The organism is Legionella drozanskii LLAP-1 (assembly GCF_001467585.1).
Classification (GTDB): domain Bacteria; phylum Pseudomonadota; class Gammaproteobacteria; order Legionellales; family Legionellaceae; genus Tatlockia; species Tatlockia drozanskii.
The window spans coordinates 312,019-333,019 of record NZ_LNXY01000027.1 but is presented as its reverse complement, the minus strand read 5'-3'; the positions used below and the strand labels follow the sequence as shown (position 1 = coordinate 333,019).

Sequence of the window (21,001 nt, the reverse complement as noted above, 5' to 3'; positions counted from 1 at the left end):
TTAATCCAATACTATTTCTTGTGCAGGGGCTCTAAGATTATAGTTTGAACTCATACTATGTCCGTAAGCACCGGTATTCGCTATTAACAAAATATCTTTTTCCTGCGTTTTAGGCATAAGCCGATCGTAGCCCAAAGTATCTCCAGATTCGCAAATGGGGCCAACAATGTGAGCAAAACCTATTTTCTCATCCTGAAAACGGCTTAAATTGACAATTTCATGATAAGCCCCGTAAAGAGCAGGGCGCATCAGCGTATTCATGCCTGTTTCGATGCCTATAAAATGCGTTTTACCTTTTTCTTTGCACTGAGTCACTTTGGCGAGAATAACACCGCTTTCAGCAACAAAGAAACGACCTGGTTCCAACCAAAACGACAGATGAGCAAAACTGGACTTGACTGCCATTAGCGAGGCATCCAGGGCTGCTAAATCGAGCGCTTGCTGGCCTGGTTTTTCAACGATACCTAAACCGCCGCCTAAATTAATGATGCTAACCTCGGGAAAATGAGGAAGTAGGGAAGTCAGCATCACTGCTGTCTGCTGCCAAAGCTCAGGAGTTAAAATACCGGAGCCAGAATGAGTATGTAACCCAATGACTTTAACCTGGGTTTGCTTTACTAGTTCAGTGAGTTGAGGTAAATCGCTACGAGGTATACCAAATTTTGATTCATTACCACCCGTACAGACATATTTATGATGCCCCGCGCCGCTACCTGGATCAATACGCAATAAAATGCATTGATTTTTAAAGAGTTCAGGCCAATTTTCCAGTGGATATAAATTATCGACCGTTACATAACAGCCTAAAGCTAACGCAAAAGCGTATTCGTCTTTGGCCGCAAAATTAGGAGTGAAGAGAATTCGTTGATTGTCAATGTTTGGAAATAGGGCCATTACATGCCTTAATTCTTCGATAGAAACACATTCAAAGCTAATCCCTTTTTCATATAAAGTTTGTAAAATTGCAGGGTGTGGGTTGGCTTTAATGGCATAAAATAAGCGGTCGATTGATTTTAAGCTGAGTAATTCCTCCGCTTTAGCTGCCTGGGTTTGACGATGATAGACATAGCAGGGGGAGTGAGTACTGGCCAGATTAAGCAAGCGTTCCTGTTCATTTTCCCACCAAGGTTTAGTTTTTGCTCCGTTATTACCAAATTCTTCTTGCCAGCTTTTGGAGTAATAAAAGCTTTGCGGATTATTTTCAATCAATAGCGCATGGAGTTTTTGGCATAATTTATCGGCTTGCCCCTCATCCACCACGAAGGTTAGGTTCAGATCATTTGAGGCTAAAGACATAAGGTAAATTTGTTGAGCATCAAAAACCTCAAGCGTCGGACCTAATTGTGGAAGAACAGTACGAATATGATGGCCTACTAAACTGACGGCGCTACAAGCTTCAATGAGTTTTGCCCGACCGAAGCGATTTAGATCTGCTAATAAAGCGTCTAGAGAAGCTCGATCGCGAAGTCTTGCACTAGTATCTAATGAAAGAGTTACGTTAAATTCGGATGAAGAGAGCAGGTCAACGGAAAACCCATGCAATTTAAATGCACCAAAGATATCCGCTAAAAAACCTACCTGCTGCCACATGTTGAGTGTATCAATCGAAATCAAGATAATGCTATTTTTGACTTGGATGGATTTAATGGGTGGTGCTTTGTCGTCACTTTCTTTTGAAATGCGGGTTCCAGAATGTTCTGGTAGACGAGTGAATTTAACCACCATGGGAATTCCCGCTTTACGTACCGGCGGTATGCAATTGGGATGCAAAACCTTTGCACCCATAGTGGCAATTTCCTGGGCTTCATCATAATTTAATTGTTTAAGAAGGCGCGCATGGGGTAGCTGATGGGGGTTTGCAGTATAAATTCCTGGGACATCAGTCCAAATTTCACAAGCACTTGCTTCTAACAGTGCAGCGAGTAAACCTGCTGTAGTATCCGATCCTCCACGGCCTAGCAATACGGTATCGCCATGAGGATTCGCGGCGAAAAAGCCTTGAGTGATAATGACTTCTGCACCGCTAGTAAGTAACTTTTTTCTAAGTGCAGGGTTTGCCTCAGAATTACAACGTGCAGCCAAATAGTTAATTGTATCCCCCCCAGGAATTGGCGTAGAAACTAACGCTTCACGCACATCAAACCACAGACAATTCATTCCTTTATTGGCGATAAAAGCGTGTCCTAAGCGAGTCATCATTAATTCACCGAGACTAAGAATCTGTGCACGGGTTTTAGCAGGCGCTTCTTTTAAGAGAGCGATACCGGTGAGCCATTGCTTTAATTGATTTAAATCAACACTTATCAGATCTGACGGTACTTTTAAGGCTTCGGTTAGCTCGAGATAACCCTGAGTGATTTCTTCTTCTATTTTCTGATGTTGGTTGAGAAGTGCTGCTTCGATTGCTTTTTCTAATTTATTTGAAGCTTGAGTGAGTGCTGAACAAACGATAATAGGCTGAACGCCACTAGCAATATGCTGCTGCGTGATCGCAGCAATATTTTCCCAGGTTTGAAGTGAAGAGACACTGGTTCCACCAAATTTGGTTACGACTTGTTGCATGATAAATCTCGAGCAAAAAAAGAACACATTAACATGGACTAGAAAGCAATTACAAGCAAGTTTTCCAAATAAGAAATGGCATTAAATATCCATCATGAGCTAAATATTTTCATATTGGATTTTATATGAATTGCCAATGATTATATTAACAATTTTTTTCAATAATTGGTTGAAAAGCTATCCAATTCATTTATTATCACTGTCTGTTTTTTTGCAATATTCAGGAATGCATATTTTAATGGTAAGGAGTCTGGAGTGAAGAGCATGCAGAGACCCATAAGAACTATCGCTAGTGCAGCCGTTTTAGCGATGATGGCCAATAGTGCCGCTAATGCAGGGAGCTTTTCCCTGTACACTGAAAGTAGACCGGCTGCAATTGGTAACTACGCTGCAGGTATCGCTGCGGAAGCTGCCGATGCTTCAACAGGTTGGTATAACCCCGCGGGTCTGGCTTTGCTTCACCGACAAGAGATCGTGACCGGTGAGGTAACTGCGTTTGTTTCAGCAAAACTCTCAGGTGCAAGTACCTTTGCAACACAAGGGTTACCAAATTATACACAATCGTTTACAAACTTAAGCGGTGGTAAAATGGGTTATATCCCATCATTCCATTATGCCTTACCATTTGGTCAAAATATGGCCTTTGGTTTAAGCTTTGTTGCGCCATTCGGTTTAGCCACTCAGTGGGATCGTGTAGGACCTGTACGTTATGCGGCAACCTCAAGTAACTTAATCACTGCTAACCTCTCACCGGAGATAGGTGGTCGACTAACTGATCATTTTGCTTTAGGTTTAGGTATCGATCTCCAGTACGCTAGAGTAAGATTTCATAGCGTTCTTGGCGCGCCGACTTCGCTTTTGCAGTTTAATTTACCTTACTTCCTGGATTCATTAAGCTACAACAAAGGTCATTCTTATGGCGTAGGTTTTCATGCAGGCGGTATGTTACTGTTTCAACAAGACCATACTCGTATTGGTTTAAACTACCAATCTCAAATGAGACATCGGTTCAATGGATTTAGCCGTTTACAAGGTCGATTAGCGAGCTTAGGACCTAATCTTACACCATCTGCGGTATTGGCTGCTGATGGTGAGGCAATCTTCTGGAGTGATACTCTAACAAGTAACAATATTATATTCCCAGATGTGACTACCTTAAGTTTTTATCAAGATATTAATCCTAGACTTGCAATTTTAGGTTCTGCTGTTTACACCGGGTGGAATTCGCTAAAAACATTGGAGTTACAACGAGTTGCTGCTTATGCACCTCGATTAGCTCAGACTTTGGTCAATTCGACTACGACTGAAAACTATCGTAACGCTTGGCGTTTTGCTTTAGGGGCTAATTATCAACTGACCGATGTATTAATGTTGAGAGTAGGTGGCGGTTGGGATCAGACTCCGACCAGAAATGAGTTTCGAGATATTCGTATACCTGATACTAACCGTTGGGCTACTTCAGTGGGTGCGCATTATCAATTGCAACCAAACGTTGGTTTCGATTTAGGCTATACCCATCTATTCTCTGCAGGTCGCTATAGTGTTAACCGCACTAATGCCGTGGGAGCGACTAGCACTTATAATGTTGATGCAAGCATTAAAGCGCATGCCGACTTAGTTGGTGTACAAGCAGTTTGGGTTCTTGACCAACCAGCTCCTATGATTGCCCCAACTAAATAACTTGAAGGCAATTAAAAAACCACGCACTAGCGTGGTTTTTTTTTGCAAAGTAGCAACGGGTTTGAATGTAGAATTCCTGACCGTTGCTAGGTTAGGATTAGAATCTCTTCAATAATTTTGCGAGATCCTTGGCAAAATAAGAAATAATAAGATCAGCCCCCGCGCGTTTAATGGCTAACAGGCTCTCAACCATAGCTTGCTCTTCGTTGATTAATCCATGAAGGGCTGCATTTTTTATCATGGAATATTCTCCACTGACTTGATAAGCACATAAAGGTATTTCGGGAAAATGTTGTTTAACTCTGTAGATGACATCAAGGTAGATCATGGCTGGTTTTACCATGAGTAAATCAGCACCCTCTGCTAAATCCAGCGCGGCTTCTCTCAATGCTTCGTTAGAATTGGCAGGATCCATTTGATAGCTTTTGCGGTCACCAAACTGAGGAGTGCCTTGAGCGGCTTCACGGAAAGGACCGTAGAAACTTGAACTGTATTTAACCGCGTAACTCAAAATTGCTGTATTAGTATGACCTGCTTTATCTAAGGCTTGACGAATTGCAGCGACCATTCCATCTGTCATACTGCTGGGAGCTACCCAATCCGCACCTGCATCGGCATGGCTTACTGCTTGTTGAGCCAATAATTCCAAGGTCTTATCGTTATCTAATTTCTGACCCTGTAAAGTGCCGCAATGGCCATGGTCCGTGTATTCGCAAAAACAGACATCAGTAATAATTAAAATATCCTTATTGACTTCACGAATGACCCGCACAGCTCGCTGAATTATGCCATCGGAGTGAAGCGAGGCACTGCCAATCTCATCCTTATGGCTAGGAATGCCAAAAAGTAAAACCGCTCTAATACCTAATTCAGCGAGTTGGTTTATTTCAGCAGCTAAGTCATTGAGACTTAATTGAAATTGCCCTGGCATACTTTTAATTTCTTGTTTGGCTGAAATTGTTTCTGAAATAAATAAGGGCGCAATAAATTGTTGCGGATGTAATCGCGTTTCCTGTATTAAAGCTCTCACAGCAGGACTGCTGCGTAATCGTTTTAAACGTACTGGAAGGTGCAAATCAGTCATTTTATTTCCTCTTCAGGATTGAGTTTTCACCAAAATTGGGCCAAGGTCAAACCAAATGATTAGCAAAACAAAAAATTCCTTAACTCCTAGGCTTCGAATCTTTTGCAGCATCGCGAGTATACAATAAATCGATACCACTAGCTGTGGCACTGGCATTCACTTGGATACTGAAAAATTTATTTAACAAATAAGTTAGGGTAAATACATTCGAATCAGCTTGCGCTAAACCAAAATTATAACTCACATAAATGCGTTTAGTTACCGATTTACCAACTACCACAGTATCGGATTCCGTGATTTCATTGGTTTGCTGATTATACTTGGTATTGCTTTTTATATTCAAATCCACACCCAGTGATTGCTTTAACTGTGAAAGCAGTTGTGCCCCTTTGGTGCCGGCACCTAAATTCATTGAGCTAATCGCATTGAGCAGAAGTTGTCCGCCTGCTTGGTTAGCTTGATTAGCGGGTTTACCTAATAAAAGCATGGATAAAATGTCTGCCTGAGAGAGGGTAGACGGATCAGAGAATAGTTTTATTTTAGTTGCGCTTAAACGTCCACTAACCTCAACCCCAACAATCATTTCCCTACTAAAGTCTAAATTTTGTATATTGGCTGATTTAAAATCAAACAATTGATTTGAACCAGTAAAAGAAGCATTTTTATTATTAAAGCGACGTATGGCTCGGACACTGATGCCTGGATTATCAATTGAACCCCCGGTGAAGATTAACTGGCCTTGATCAATCGTTAGATCTTGGCCATAGGCTTTATATTTACCGTCACGTATGGTTAATTCACCACTGGCATTGAGTGGGCCTTGGGGCAATTGCAGTAAGCGAATACTCCCATCAAGAAATCCATGCAAGCCTTTCATGTCGATAACAACGTTTTCTCCCATCGCTAAGCGCAGATCAGTATTAATATGGAAAGGATTGGGCGTCGATTTCGCTCCAACAAAAACAGCATCTTCCGATAAACTAGTCGTGCTAGTGAAAGTCTGTGGTTTAATTTGAGCGTTTGGAATTAAGATTTGTCCCGTCATATCAATTGCATTAGGCTTAACATAAATGACTAATTGTGGTGATAAATTGATGACGTATTCGGCTGTATTAATGAGTGGAAAATCATCGCCGTTGAGCTTAAGTGAACCCGTCATTTCAGGCGTAAAATCACCACTACCTTTTAAAGATAATACCCTTCCCTGGGAGGTGAAAGATCCTTGGGTTGTCCAGCGTTTATTTCGGCTTTGAAGATTAATTTGAATGGGAGCTAAATTAAGTCCTAGCTTGGGGATAGCGAGTTTTGCTTTATCAAGATTGAGCGTTCCTTCCATCAGCGGTTTACTGATGGTTCCACTGAGATTAATTAGGGCATTTAATTGGCCTTCAATTTTGCTGGCTACGCTGCTAAATTGTTCGAGAAAAGCAAGGGAGTTGACCTCTAAACTTAACTTTCCTTTGAGTGCTTGTTTTTCACTTAATCCCTGGTCTAAACGAAATTTTGGCAAATCCAAGGTTAAAGCAAGAGACTTATACTTATCCAAGGTTAAATTTCCAATAATGTTTAAACGACTAGGCGTTAATTGCGCATAGAATTCTCCTCCAGAAAATTTTAAAACTTCTGTAGAGTTTTTTTCATCTAATTGAAAATTTCCTGGAAGAATCATTAACTTCAATTCGCCGTTTGTGGGACTCGCAATTGTTGCATTAGCTCTCAGTTCAGTTTGTAATGATTTCAGACTAGGATGAAGCAAATCGGGTTCAGGAATTATTGCCTTAAGCTTCCATTGGTAGGGTAAGGAACCTTGTATTTGAATTTGATTAGTTCCAAGTGTAGCTTGCGCCTGTATTTGACGATTTTGATAATGAAGATTTGCTGTTAATAAATTGCCGAAATATTGCGTCGTTAACAGCGAACTTATGACTAAGTTAGGGAAGGAATCACCTGTTAATTCGGTATCCAGTTTCAGTTGTTCAAAGGGTTGTTCTGCGATTTTAACATCGAAGCCTTTCGCTTGGATTTTACCTTGAATTTTAGGGTTTGTTTTTTCATCGTAAGCAAAATCAAGATTAATCTCACCCCGAGCTAGCTTAATAGTTCCCTGAGAATGGATGGTTTGTTGGCTTGTCTTGCCAACAAGCTGGATATCTGCAGGAATCGGTGATATGACGCTTGCAACAAGAGTAAGATTTATATTAGGAATAGTCCCATCGAGATGTAAGTTTCCTTCCGGAATTTCAAGCATTTGGTCTTTATCGAGAGGCCAGATAAACTGATGCCAAGTCGCTTGATTGTGAATTTCTTTTCCGTATCTTAAAGTCCCATTAATTAGCGTGCCTTTAGGATTAATCATCTCCCCATGCCAATGATAGAGAGAGAAATCACCGCCTAATTTTATAAATCCCTGGATATTTTGCTTGCTGTTAGTTGACTTAACTTGTAACTGAGCAGATAAAGGATAGGGAAATTTTGGTTGAACTTGTCCGTCTAAACTAAAGTCCATGTTATTAAAATTCAAAAAAAGTTTGTTAACTTTCCAAAGCCGATTTGTCAGCTCTGCCTGCAGCATAAGATTAGAAATTTGATACTTGCTTTCATTATGAGTAATTTGAATTTTATCAATGGAAGCATCATTAATTTTAATGTCAATTGGCAGTTTGAAAGCGCTCGTTTTAGTTAATTTTTCTTCTTTATTCTTTAAGAATAAAGATAAATTTTTTGCATGAAGGGATTCAATTAATAATTGATGATGAAACAGCGATTTCCATTGCCATGTTATCATAAAATCTTTTAGGTTGACTTGAGAATGATCGTCTTGATAATGAAGGCGAGAAAATGAAAAATGATTGATAAGTTTACCCTGAGGGTTTTCAATAGTTAATTCACCAGGCGAAATAATTTTCGCTAATTTTGTACTGAGTAAAAATCCCGATTTGGTAGTCAATAAAAAGAGGAAAAAGGCAATAAATAGAATAAAAAGAATCGCTAAACTTTTTATAGACAATTTAAGAGCAGTACCTAAGTTGCGCATCATAAATCAGGTCCCATGTTAATGACTAGTTTGGGGCTTTTTGAATGATGCCCTTGGGTTCCTAACGGCAGAGCAATTCCGACTTTGATAGGTCCCATCGCTGATAACCACATCAGCCCAATACCGATGTCATTTTTCATTTTTCTTGCCTTCGGTCTATAAACATCGCCACTGTCCAAAAAACCAATTAAATACCAATTTTCTTTTGTTTCTTTTTGAATCTCTAAACCACCATAGGTCAAAATTTTTCCAGGACCAATGGAGTTATATTTATACGCTTTTAAATTTTCTGCACCACCAAGTAACAATGCGAGAGATAAAGGTAGTTTATTAATGTTATTGATTTGTGTTACAGCTTGAATGGTATGAAAATAAAAACGCGTTCTAATTTGCGGAAGGCTTAGAGCTGCTTTTGCATTAATTGATGCTTGAAGGAAATTTTCATTCGAAAGAAACGCTTTGCTGGCTCCTAAACCCGTTACATTAATGTTATATCCCGAAGGAGAAAAAAGATTATTTTTTATATTAATCCAAGTGAAACTAGCCTTTGGAAATATTGCACGTTTATTTTCTTCAGGTTGACGATAATAATGATAATCATCATAAAGACCATTGATTGATAAAACCCGTTGAAAATAAGGCAAGTTATGATGCTGTGCCAAAGAAATTAAAACTGATTTACTGTACCCAGTATCATAATTCAAAGCCGATAAATTACTGTTAATATGATATTGATCAACGACCGGATTTTTACCTGGAATAATGTATTGCGTTTTTAACGCAGATTGCGCAAATGAACCTAAGGCCATGAGATTAAATTTATGGCCAGCACGATTTAAAGGGACAATATGATAACCGGCACGTCCACGCGGCCCTGTATCTGTACCATAACCCACACCGAAAGAGTAGCTCGAACGGGGAACAGGTTCGAGATGAACATGAACAGGAATATAACGTTCCTTAACACCAATCTCAGGTTTAACCGCTACGCTGCGAAAATAGCCACTACTGACTAACTGGGTATTAAACGTCAATATTTGATCGGTAGAATAGGGTAGGCCGTAGTTAAATGGCACGTAGCGATTCAGTAATTCAGGTGAGATATTAGTCGGATCAAATTTTACCTGGCCAAAATAGTATTGCGGACCCGTATCAAAGATCAGATTAATCTGCGATCCATTGTTATTAATGTCGATGAGCATTTCTGCTTTTTCAAAGGATGAATGCAAGTATCCTTGCCGTTCAGCAGCGTCGGATAAGCGTTGTTTTGTTTCCTCATACTTTGCGCTATTTAAAGGTTGTCCAACTGCGATAGGTAAATTGTTTAGCTCTTTTCTAACTTCAGGATTAGAGGCTCCCTCACCTTTAAGATTGATATTAATATTGCTAATCAGCATCGGCGAGCCAGGAATAACCTGGATTTGCAAGGGTTGTCTTCTGAGGATAATTAAAGGGTTGAAATAACCAAAGGGTTGCATGGCTTGCGTTATCTGTTGACGAAGCTCTTCGTCAGTTTCTCGCTCTAAAGGTCTAGTCTGTGCAACTTCCATTAAACGAGATTGAATATTAGTCAATAATTTTCCTTTCACCCCGATAATATGAAAATTCATTTTGGGTGTTGCTGCTATTAAGAAAGGCAGGCTTATAAGCACCCAGAGTAGACGTATTTTTTTCATGCAAGTCCAGTCACTGCACAATCAGCTTCCATGACTTTTAAGCGATAGACTAATTCAAGTGCTTCTCGGGGCGACAAATTATCAGCCTCTATTTTTGCCAACTCTTTAAGAATTGGTGAAGAGGGTTGTTCAATGAAAATGGGCAGTTGCTGTTTTGTCTGAGTTTGGATCTGATTGAGATGGTGATTAGCGAGCTGTAAAACCTCTTCGGGGATTCCTGCCAGTTGAGCAACTTCTAAACCATAGCTGCGATTCGTCGAACCTTCTTCCACATGATATAAAAAAACGATGCGACCGTTTGCTAGGGTAGCTTGTAAGTGAACATTTCTAATACAGTTAAATTGTTCAGGTAACTCGGTTAACTCAAAGTAATGAGTAGAGAACAAGCTGTAAGCTTTTATGGCGTTAGCAAGGTGAATACAGGTCGCATAGGCAAGAGCCATCCCATCGTAAGTACTTGTTCCACGGCCTATTTCATCAATTAAGACTAGGCTTTTATTGGTAGCTTGACGAAGAATATAAGCTGTTTCTGTCATTTCCACCATGAAAGTGGATCGGCCAGAGGCTAAATCATCAGAAGCACCAATGCGTGTAAAAATGCGGTCAATGGGTCCTATTTTTGCCTGTTTTGCAGGGACGTAGCTGCCGGTGTGAGCGAGCAGAACAATCAAGGCAGTTTGTCGCATATAGGTGGATTTTCCACCCATATTGGGACCGGTAATGAGAAGCATATTTTTACTGTTGTTTAAAATTAAATCATTAGCAATGAACTGCTCCTGTAATGCTTGTTCGACAACAGGATGACGTCCTTCGATAAGATGAATACCTGGCTCTGCCGCAAATTGAGGGCTAGACCAATTGAGAGCTTGGGCTCGTTCGGCAAAAGTGGCTAATACATCAAGCTGAGCCAGTGCATGAGCTAAGTGAGTAAGTGGTTTGATGAATTGTTGTATTTCCTCTAACAAATTGTCATATAGCCATTTTTCTCGAGCCAAGGCTTTCACTTGAGCGGATAATACTTTTTCTTCGAATTCTTTTAATTCCGGGGTGATGTAGCGCTCAACGTTTTTTAACGTTTGTTTACGTTGATAATTCAGGGGTGCCTTTTCAGATTGATTACGTGATAGCTCAATGTAATAACCTTGTACGCGATTATAGCCAAACTTGAGCGTCGATAATCCTGATCGTTCTTTCTCTGCGGTTTCTAGTTCGATAAGCTTGTCTGTGGCATTATTGCTCAACATTCTTAATTCATCGAGTTCTTCGTCAAATCCTGAGGCAATAACTCCTCCATCCCGAATTAGCATGGGGGGATTCTCAACGATTGCATTGCATAAAAGCTCATGAAGTTCCGGTTGCAGCACTAAATGATGGTCTAATTCTTTTAGTAGTTTTGATTGATTTGGTACAAGGACATTGCTGATCTCGGGAAGAAGAGCCAGTGTTTCTCTAAGGTGAATAAGATCACGCGGTCTTGCTGACTTCAAAGCAATTCGCGACACAATCCGCTCTACATCGCAAATTTGCCTTAGCAAAGGATGTATCACCGGAGCTTGTTGTTTTTCAATGAATTCTTTGACTGCATCTTGCCGTTGCAGAATTAAATTGGCTTGATTGAGAGGTCTCCCTAGCCAGCGTTTGAGTAAGCGGCTACCCATGGCGCAGGCTGTATAATCAAGGACAGATAGTAAACTATTTTCCCGCCCCCCTTGATTGTTTTCAAAGATCTCTAAATGCTTTTGTGTGGAGGCATCGAGTTGCAAAAAGTTTTCATTTTGTTCCAAAGTAATCTGCGTTAGATGAGGTAGGGCTTGGCGCTGAGTATTTTGTAAGTAGGTTAATAAACAACCGGCAGCCGGGAAGGCGATAGCATAGTCTTTTTCGCCAAAAGCACTTAAGTTTTGCACGGCAAACTGTTCACAGAGTAGTTGCTGGGCACGCTTTAAATCGAATTCCCAAGCTGGGCGAGTTTTTACTGTAAAATGGGAAAGGGCTAAGGTCTGTTGCGTTAGGATTTCTGCAGGCTGTAGACGATTGATCTCCGCCCAAAGTTGAGCCTCATCTTTTACTTGTAATAAATGAAAACGGCCGCCACTTAAATCAACCCAGGCTAAACCAAATTGTTTATTTTGCGTGTGAATAGCAAGTAATACATTATCTTTTTGAGCGTCAAGCAGTGCTTCGTCGGTTACCGTTCCAGGAGTGATGATGCGGGTCACTTGGCGTTCGACGGGACCTTTTGATGTGGCTGGATCACCAATTTGCTCGCAAATAGCGACGGATTCGCCTTTTCTGATTAATCGGGCCAAATAATTTTCCACAGCATGGTAGGGAACCCCTGCCATGGGGATGGGTTTATCTGCAGATTGACCACGATGGGTTAGCGTTAAATCAAGCAGTTTGGCAGCACGTTTAGCATCATCGTAAAAAAGTTCATAAAAATCACCCATACGATAAAGTAGAAGCATATCAGGGTATTCTGACTTGATGCGTAAATATTGTTGCATCATGGGAGTATGAGTTACAGACATAGTTTTATAAGGCACAAAAAATTTTTAGAGATTCTAGCAAAGGCTCCGGTTTAAGTCAGTAAATTGAGTTAGGATTTGGGGGGCAGGTTCAACCAATGTTGGGCCAACCTACATTTTTAGCGAAATTCAACCCGGCAACAACCTCCGATATCGGCAGTTCAGCTACACTTAAAACAAGTAATTTCTTCAGTAGGAATTATCATGACAAGGAAATTAGCAGACAGTGGACCTGGGAATTTTCATCTTTTCCATAAGGGACAATCCATTGATGATTTAATTATTCAGTACATGCAGGATAATCATGTTCCTGGACTGGCTTTATCTATCACGCAGGCACCTTATATCACACGAATAGTTGGGTATGGCTTAGCAGATAGTGAGAAAAAGCTTCTTGTTGCTTCTAATACTCTATTTAACATTGGCCAATTAAGTCATGCGTTTACGGCTGTGGCAATCATGCAACTGAAACAGCAAGGCAAGCTTAAGTTAGATGAATGGATAACGGCTTATCTTTCTGATGTACCTCTATCCTGGTCTTCGATAACCATTCGGCATTTATTAACACATAGCTCCGGTTTGCCAAGTTTTAACAATGAGCCTTTTGATTCCAGTCAAGATTATTCTTTTAGCGACCTTGTGCAATCATTGGCTGATAAGCCTCTTCTATTTCCGCCAGGTTCTAAAATGAATCCTAGCGCAAGCGATTACTATTTTCTCGGAAAGATTGTTGAAAAAGCTAGTGGTCTGTCTTATGAAGAGCATGTAACTAAAAATCAAATTGAACGTCTCGGTTTAAAACATACTTTTTTTATTTCCAATGTTTCTAGCGCAAATAATGAGCTTAATAATGGCTCCAATCCGTTTAAACACAGTCAATTTTTAATCAATGCGAATTTTATAAATCCCAGTGAATTAGCCCAAGGTTATGGGGACAAAGAGGGTAAATTTGTTCCAAGCACGACATTAAATTGGTCTAGTAGCTATGCCGACAGTGGCATCGTTGCTTCAGCTGAAGATCTTAGTCTTTGGGATATTGGACTTGCTGGGGGGATTTTATTAAGCGACCCCGAGGATAGAAAATTTGTGTACCAACCGATTAGTTTAAGCGATGGTCAAATGATTCCAGCAAATTGTGGCTGGTTTTTTCCGGGTTCTAAAGGTTTTATGGAAATTAAAGGCAATACACCTGGTTTTTCGGCATTTTTAGGTCGTTTTACGGCATCTACAGAACTTTTAGGAATTGCCTTATTGACCAACAAGGATAATTTGCCTGATCTAGATCTCTTAGCCCGAAAAATTCTGACCGCTTTTGAGCCCAAACTGGGAGCGCCTAACGAGGCTGCAGCATGGTCTGAAACTTTACAAAGTCCTTATTCTGTAACCCAAACATTAGACCGGGTCATGAAGATAATTAAAGGCCAAGGAGGAACTGTTTTTGCTCAAATCAGCCACAGTGAGGCGGCAACAAAAGCTGGACAAACACTTTTACCGACCGAGGTGCTTATTGTAGGGAATCCTGCAAAAGGAACTCAACTTATGCAAACTAATCCGGCGTTTGCTTTAGACTTGCCTCTGCGCATCATGGCGACTGAAGATAGCTTAAGACAAGTTTGGCTCAGTTTCACTGATCCTCTCCTTTTGGCAAAAGAATACGGCATCAGCGAAGAACAATTGCCTGTACTGCGTCAAATGTCTATTGGCTTTCATAAAATATGTGAAAAAGCGATTTCGCCTGTCACTTTAGGTTAAATTAAAAAATTAATGTTAATTTAAGATTTGCCGATAATTCGACTATAATGACCTCAAGACGTTGATTTTTTTAGTAAGTATATTGGTAATCAGCGTTTTTAGAAGTCGTCATCCTAAGGGATGAGCTTAAATGGCTAACAAAGCCTAAGTTAGGACAGGGAGAATTATATTTTGTATCAATTACTTTGTAAGTCCTTCACTTAAGGTAAATTTTTGTTAGACTATTAAGGGTATTAATGCCTATGATCAACTACGGAGAATGATTATGAAACGTTTGGCCCTTCTAGCAGTTACTGCCTTTGTAGCAGTTTTAATTTCTGCTTGTGGTGAAAATGCAGAAAAGAAAGCAGAAACAGGTGCTACTAATTCTGTACAGCAACAAGGTACAGATACTACAGGTACTACAGGTACTACTGGAAATACTGGTACTGATACCAACCAAAGTGGTCAATAAGTTTTTTCAAAGTCAGTTTTTGAAAACCCCGCTTTTGCGGGGTTTTTTTTGGCCTCTTACTCGAGATTGATAATGGATGATTTAGCGAAATTAGTGCAGAAGCTGTCAGATCAATTACGTACCCGACTTTTAAAAATTGCTACAGCCGAATCCTGTACTGGGGGGTTGATTGCCGGATTGTTAACTGAATTACCAGGAAGTTCTCTGTGGTTTGAGCGAGGTTTTGTCACTTATAGTAATGAAGCAAAGCATGACATGTTGGGTGTCAAATCAGATTTAATTCATACTCATGGCGCAGTCAGCCAATTAGTTGCAGAAGCAATGGCTTTGGGGGCGCTTAATCATAGTCCTGCTCATTTTTCCTTGGCAGTTACCGGAATCGCCGGCCCTGATGGCGGATCGCTAGAGAAGCCTGTCGGCACCGTTTGGTTTGCCTGGGCTATGGCTAAGTTCCCAGTACGAAGTCTGCATTGCCATTTTCATAATGCTTCACGACAAGAAGTACGCCGTCTTGCCTGTAAACAGGCTTTAGAGGGAGCGCTTTCATATCTCATCGAGCATAATTAAGCAACTAGCTAAATTGCTCTTTATAGAATTTGTTGTATTGGATTAAAAGTGATAATGATTCAGTTTCACAAAGCTTCAATTTGCTGATGCAGATAATCGCAAGTACTCATTTGCTGCGGACCAATAACTATGTATAATTTCCGCTTTGCACACAACATGGGTGACCCTTATGGAAGACAATAAACAAAAAGCGCTAAGTGCAGCTCTCGCTCAGATTGAACGCCAATTTGGTAAAGGCTCTGTAATGCGTATGGGCGATAGCACTGTCGCGCGCGACATAGAAGCCATTTCAACAGGTTCCTTAGGTCTTGATATTGCCTTAGGAATAGGCGGCTTGCCGAAAGGGCGAGTTGTTGAAATTTATGGTCCTGAGTCTTCCGGTAAAACAACTTTAACCTTGCAAGTCATTGCTGAATGTCAAAAAAAGGGTGGAACCGCTGCCTTCGTTGATGCGGAACACGCGCTTGATCCAAACTACGCGGCGAAACTAGGTGTTAATGTAGATGAGTTGTTGGTTTCACAGCCTGATACTGGAGAGCAAGCTTTAGAAATTACCGACATGCTTGTCCGCTCTGCTGCTGTTGATGTCATTATTATTGACTCTGTTGCTGCATTGACTCCCAAAGCTGAAATCGAAGGGGAAATGGGCGATACTCATGTGGGCTTACAAGCAAGATTGATGTCTCAAGCTTTACGTAAACTAACAGCCAATATCAAACGTTCCAATACATTAGTTATTTTTATTAACCAAATTCGCATGAAAATTGGGGTGATGTTTGGTAACCCTGAAACAACAACCGGGGGTAATGCACTGAAGTTTTATGCTTCGGTTCGCCTTGACATCCGTCGTGTAGGCGCAATTAAAAAAGGTGAAGAAATATTAGGTAACGAAACACGAGTTAAAGTGGTTAAAAATAAAGTGGCTCCTCCTTTTAAAACAACTGATTTTGATATTTACTACAATGAAGGAATCTCTCGTGAAAGCGAAATCATTAATTTAGGCGCTCAATTAGGGCTTATTGAAAAATCAGGTGCTTGGTATTCCTACAAACAAGAAAAAATTGGTCAGGGTAAAGAAAATGTGCGTGTATACCTGAGGGAAAATCCACAAATCGCTGCCACTTTAGAACAGCAAATTAGAGCAGAGTTATTGGTGAAAAAATTACCAATAGCAGAAGCTGAAGTATTTGAGAGTGTGGATGACTAAAGCTTTTGACTGTGCAATGCGCCTATTATCTAGGCGCGAGCACAGTGCTCATGAGTTGGCAGTTAAATTAGCGCAAAGAAGTTACGGTCCTGAAGAGATTTCTGAGGTAATTGCCAAATGTCAGCGTCTAGATTTGCAATCTGACGACCGTTTTGTTGAATTGTTGTGTCATACTCGTATTCGTCAAGGTTGTGGCCCTTTAAAAATCAGTCAGGAATTACAAGCTAAGCACATTGATCGTGAATTGATTAACAATGCACTTGAGCGAGAACAAGAGAATTGGGTAACTTATGCCTTAGCGGTCTGGCATAAAAAATTTAAGCATCAGGACGATATACCTTTTAGTGAATTACAGAAACGACAACGGTTTTTATTATACCGTGGGTTTCCAACGGACGTTATTGCTAAGGTTATTGCTGAGATAAGCTAGCGCTGGCAATCATAACAACATTGCTTTTTGCGAACCTAAGCACAATTACGTAATTATTAATGATAAGACGAATGTAAGAGCATGAAAAGTTCAGAAATTAGACAAGCATTTTTTGATTATTTTGCTGCAAGAAAGCACAAAATTGTAGAATCCAGCCCACTTATACCTGGTAATGATCCCAGCTTATTGTTTACCAATGCGGGCATGGTGCAGTTTAAGGATATTTTTCTTGGTTTGGAGACACGCTCTTACCATCGAGCAGTCAGTTCACAACGCTGTGTTCGTGCGGGTGGTAAGCATAATGATCTTGAGAATGTAGGCTATACAGCTCGTCATCATACCTTTTTCGAAATGTTGGGAAATTTTAGTTTCGGCGATTATTTTAAGCGCGAAGCCATAAATTATGCCTGGGAATTCTTGACTGAGGTCTTAAAACTACCCCCAGAGCGTTTGTGGGTTACTGTCTATAAAGATGATGATGAAGCAGCCGATATATGGCTTAAGGAACTTGGGGTATCGTCTGAACGTTTTTCACGATGCGGTGAAAAGGATAACTTCTGGTCAATGGGTGACACGGGTCCTTGCGGGCCTTGTACAGAAATTTTTTATGATCATGGGCCCGAAATTGCCGGTGGACCTCCGGGTAGTCCTGATGAGGATGGAGACCGCTACATTGAAATCTGGAATTTGGTATTCATGCAATTTAATCGAGACAAGTCTGGTCAGTTACATCCCTTACCTAAACCCTCTGTAGATACGGGAATGGGATTAGAGCGTATTGCTGCAGTTGTCCAAGGTGTACATAACAACTACGATATTGATATTTTCCAACATTTAATTCGTTCAATTTGCAAACTCGTCTCCTCCATCGATCCTGAGCATGTTTCTTTGAAAGTCATTGCTGATCATATTCGCGCTTGCTCCTTTTTAATTGCCGATGGCGTGGTTCCAAGTAATGAGGGTAGGGGCTATGTCTTACGTCGTATTATCCGACGTGCAGTTCGGCACGGCAATAAATTAGGCCTGCCGACACCTTTTTTCTGCAAATTAGTGCAGCCTCTTATCGAAGTGATGGGCGATGCCTATCCTGAACTGATTAGTCATAGAGAGCAAATAGAACGCATTTTAGCTCAAGAAGAAAGTCAATTTGCACGCACCTTGGAACAAGGTTTGCGCCTATTGCAAGAGCAAATTCAATCCTTAAAGGGGAAAGAAATTGCCGGTGACATTGCTTTCAAACTTTATGATACTTATGGATTTCCGCTGGATTTGACTGCTGACATTGCCCGTGAACAGGGTTTAACTATTGATATGGAAGAGTTTAATCAATGCATGCAACAACAGCGAGAATTATCTCAGTCAGCAAGTCAATTTGCGACGGATTATTCAGTCACTACGCAGCTGGCTGAATCTTCAGAGTTCCATGGTTATCAAAAGGAAAACCTACATTCTAAAATTTCAGCTTTACTTGCGGATAATAAGAAGGTTTCTAAGTTAATTAAAGGCAGCAGAGGTGCTGTTATCCTAGACCACACGCCGTTCTACGCGGAAAGTGGAGGCCAGGTTGGTGATCGCGGCAAACTGCTAGATGGACGATCTGTTTTTCGTGTCGATGACACGCAGCGAATCGGACAGGCGATTGTTCACTATGGCGAAGTGCTTGAGGGAGAATTTGCAGATAATCAAGAAGTGAAAGCGCTGATTGACGTGGCTAGACGTGATGCAATACGTATGAATCATACCGCAACCCACCTCTTGCATGCCGCTTTAAAAGCAATTGTTGGTTCTCATGTACAACAGAAAGGTTCATTGGTGGATGCCGAGCGTGCGCGCTTTGATTTTTCACATTTCGAAGGGCTCACTTCCACTCAATTGCGCCAATTAGAAATTTTAGTAAACGATAGAATCCGAGCAAATGACAAAGTAGTGACTGAGATTATGAGCGTGGAAGAAGCAAAGAAATCAGGTGCTGTCGCCTTGTTTGGTGAAAAATATGGTGATTCCGTGCGAGTACTCTCCTTAGGTGAGTTTTCCAAGGAATTATGTGGTGGCACCCATGCGTCCCGAACCGGTGATATCGGGCTTTTTAAAATCGTTGCCGAATACGGTATTGCCAGCGGTGTGCGACGAATCGAAATGGTTACTGGTGCTTACGCTTTGACCTGGGTTAATCAGCAATTAGACCATTTAGATGAGGTCGCTGCCAAACTTAAAACGAATACTGTGAATGTTTCTGAGAAATTGTCACAATTTTTGCATGATATAAAACAGCAAGAAAAAGAGTTAGTGCGCTTAAATGCGAAATTAGTTGCAAAATCAGGCGCTGACTTACTGAATGAAGTAAAAAATATAAATGGTGTGAACTTGCTAGTTAAGCAATTAGATAACATGGACAATCAGACGCTGAGAACAACTTTAGATCAATTAAAGTCTAGCTTAGATAATGCAGTGATTGTGCTAATTACCACTAGTCAAGATAAGATGAACGTTGTTGCTGGAGTGAGTAAAAGTCTTTTAGGTCGTGTACCAACTGCTGCAATGCTCGTTAAGCATCTTTGCGGTAAAGGGGGAGGCCGAGAAGACATGGCTCAAGGTGGAGGTCGTGTTCCGGAAGATCTGGACCAAAAGATTTCACAGATTCAGACAATGATCGCTGAGCACGCAAGTTAACATTTAGACGGGGCGCTGAAAATGGCATTATTGGTGCAAAAATTCGGGGGAACGTCGCTGGCTACACTTAAGCATATTAATCATGCGGCAGATTTGGTAGCAAAGGCAAAGCAAGCAGGCCATAAAATAGTCGTGATTGTATCGGCTATGAGTGGAGAGACGGATAAACTAATTGGTCTAGCTAATAATATTAGCGAATCTCCTGACCCAAGGGAGTACGCGGCTCTTGTTGCCACAGGCGAACAAGTTTCGATGGCCTTGATGGCGATGGCTTTAATCAATCGAGGCATTAATGCTCGTTCATACACTGGCGGACAAGCACGAATCCAAACCTGTGATCAGTACAAGAAAGCACGAATACAGGCGATTGATACTTCGCCTATACTTCAAGATCTTGAACAGGATAGGGTAGTTGTTATTGCTGGGTTCCAAGGTATTGATAAAGATGGAAATATAACAACGCTTGGACGAGGCGGCTCAGATACTACGGCGGTTGCTATTGCTGCTGCATTAGAAGCTGATGAATGCCAGATTTATACCGATGTTGATGGTGTTTATACCACTGACCCACGAATTGTCCCCGACGCAAAACGCTTGGAACAGATTACCTTTGAGGAGATGTTAGAGTTTTCTAGCCTTGGCGCGAAGGTCTTGCAAATTCGTGCTGTTGAATTTGCTGGCAAATACAATATTCCACTACGTGTTCTCTCTTCCTCGCAAGAAGGTCCCGGAACTTTAATTACCTATCAACAAAAAAATAGTATGGAAGCTCCGATGGTAACCGGAATTGCTTTTAGCCGTAACGAAGCCAAAGTCACCTTATCGGGCGTCCCTGACAAACTTGGACTAGCTTCAGGTATTTTAACGGAGATTAGCGAGATAGGTGTAAATATTGATATGATTGTTCAGCATTTGTCTGCCAATGATAAAACTGATTTTACATTTACGGTTCATCGTGATGAATACCAGACTACGATGAAAAAGTTGACGCAACTGGTAAAAGATTTAGGTGCGAAGGCCGTGGTTGGCTCAAATGGACTAGCCAAATTGTCATTAGTAGGTGCGGGGCTTAAAAGCCATCCTGAAGTTGCCTCGATTATGTTTAAAACCTTGGCATTGAAAGGGATCAATATTCAATTAATTGCCACTTCCGAAATTAAAATATCAGTACTCATTGATGCTGCGATGCTGGATGAAGGCGTACGTGCTTTACACAGTATTTTCCGGCTTGAAGGGGATGATCAAGATGAATCACGTGTTTCATCGGTGGTCGGAGAAATGGAACCGAATTATGTTGCTGTGCTGGGCAAATAATGATTTTGCTCTGAGAATGTAGGTAGCCAAGGCCAACCTACGT

At 40.9% G+C, this 21,001-nt stretch carries 13 protein-coding genes; 8 read left to right on the top strand and 5 right to left on the bottom strand.

From position 1 onward, the window contains the following. Positions 1–2,562, bottom strand: a complete 2,562-nt coding sequence (locus Ldro_RS10680) for a bifunctional aspartate kinase/diaminopimelate decarboxylase (RefSeq protein WP_058496405.1) — start codon at positions 2,560–2,562, stop codon at positions 1–3. 255 nt (positions 2,563–2,817) lie between these two features. On the opposite strand from Ldro_RS10680, the gene Ldro_RS10675 reads away from it, so the two are divergent. Further along, entirely contained in the window at positions 2,818–4,242 is a 1,425-nt protein-coding gene (locus Ldro_RS10675; RefSeq protein ID WP_058496404.1) for an OmpP1/FadL family transporter, read from the top strand. 97 nt (positions 4,243–4,339) lie between these two features. On the opposite strand, the gene hemB is transcribed toward Ldro_RS10675, so the two are convergent. The 4 genes from hemB to mutS form a co-directional block, all read right to left on the bottom strand. Further along, positions 4,340–5,326, bottom strand: coding sequence for a porphobilinogen synthase (hemB, locus tag Ldro_RS10670; RefSeq protein ID WP_058496403.1), 987 nt, complete (start codon positions 5,324–5,326; stop codon positions 4,340–4,342). Positions 5,327–5,405: 79 nt separating this feature from the next. Beyond that, positions 5,406–8,363, bottom strand: a complete 2,958-nt coding sequence (locus tag Ldro_RS10665) for a translocation/assembly module TamB domain-containing protein (protein ID WP_058496402.1) — start codon at positions 8,361–8,363, stop codon at positions 5,406–5,408. Continuing rightward, positions 8,360–10,036, bottom strand: coding sequence for an autotransporter assembly complex protein TamA (locus Ldro_RS10660; protein ID WP_058496401.1), 1,677 nt, complete (start codon positions 10,034–10,036; stop codon positions 8,360–8,362). Before Ldro_RS10660 ends, Ldro_RS10665 begins: the two co-directional genes overlap by 4 nt. Next, positions 10,033–12,567, bottom strand: a complete 2,535-nt coding sequence (gene mutS, locus Ldro_RS10655; protein ID WP_058496758.1) for a DNA mismatch repair protein MutS — start codon at positions 12,565–12,567, stop codon at positions 10,033–10,035. Before mutS ends, Ldro_RS10660 begins: the two co-directional genes overlap by 4 nt. Before the next feature lie 201 nt (positions 12,568–12,768). On the opposite strand from mutS, the gene Ldro_RS10650 reads away from it, so the two are divergent. The 7 genes from Ldro_RS10650 (at position 12,769) to Ldro_RS10620 (ending at position 20,958) form a co-directional block, all read left to right on the top strand. Continuing rightward, entirely contained in the window at positions 12,769–14,316 is a 1,548-nt protein-coding gene (locus Ldro_RS10650) for a serine hydrolase (RefSeq protein WP_058496400.1), read from the top strand. Positions 14,317–14,581: 265 nt separating this feature from the next. Beyond that, positions 14,582–14,770, top strand: coding sequence for a hypothetical protein (locus Ldro_RS10645; RefSeq protein ID WP_058496399.1), 189 nt, complete (start codon positions 14,582–14,584; stop codon positions 14,768–14,770). A 72-nt stretch (positions 14,771–14,842) separates the two neighbouring features. Further along, the gene (locus Ldro_RS10640) at positions 14,843–15,337 is read left to right on the top strand and encodes a CinA family protein (RefSeq protein WP_058496398.1); all 495 of its coding nucleotides are present in this window, start codon (positions 14,843–14,845) and stop codon (positions 15,335–15,337) included. Positions 15,338–15,506: 169 nt separating this feature from the next. Next, a complete protein-coding gene (gene recA / locus Ldro_RS10635; RefSeq protein WP_058496397.1) occupies positions 15,507–16,544 on the top strand; it encodes a recombinase RecA in 1,038 nt (345 codons plus the stop codon). Next, entirely contained in the window at positions 16,537–16,974 is a 438-nt protein-coding gene (gene recX / locus Ldro_RS10630) for a recombination regulator RecX (RefSeq protein WP_058496396.1), read from the top strand. The genes recA and recX overlap by 8 nt, the downstream gene beginning before the upstream one ends. A gap of 81 nt (positions 16,975–17,055) precedes the next feature. Continuing rightward, entirely contained in the window at positions 17,056–19,644 is a 2,589-nt protein-coding gene (gene alaS, locus Ldro_RS10625) for an alanine--tRNA ligase (RefSeq protein WP_058496395.1), read from the top strand. A 21-nt stretch (positions 19,645–19,665) separates the two neighbouring features. Next, positions 19,666–20,958: an aspartate kinase gene (locus Ldro_RS10620; RefSeq protein ID WP_058496394.1), complete on the top strand. Its 1,293-nt coding sequence runs from the start codon at positions 19,666–19,668 to the stop codon at positions 20,956–20,958. The last annotated feature ends 43 nt before the right edge of the window (positions 20,959–21,001 follow it).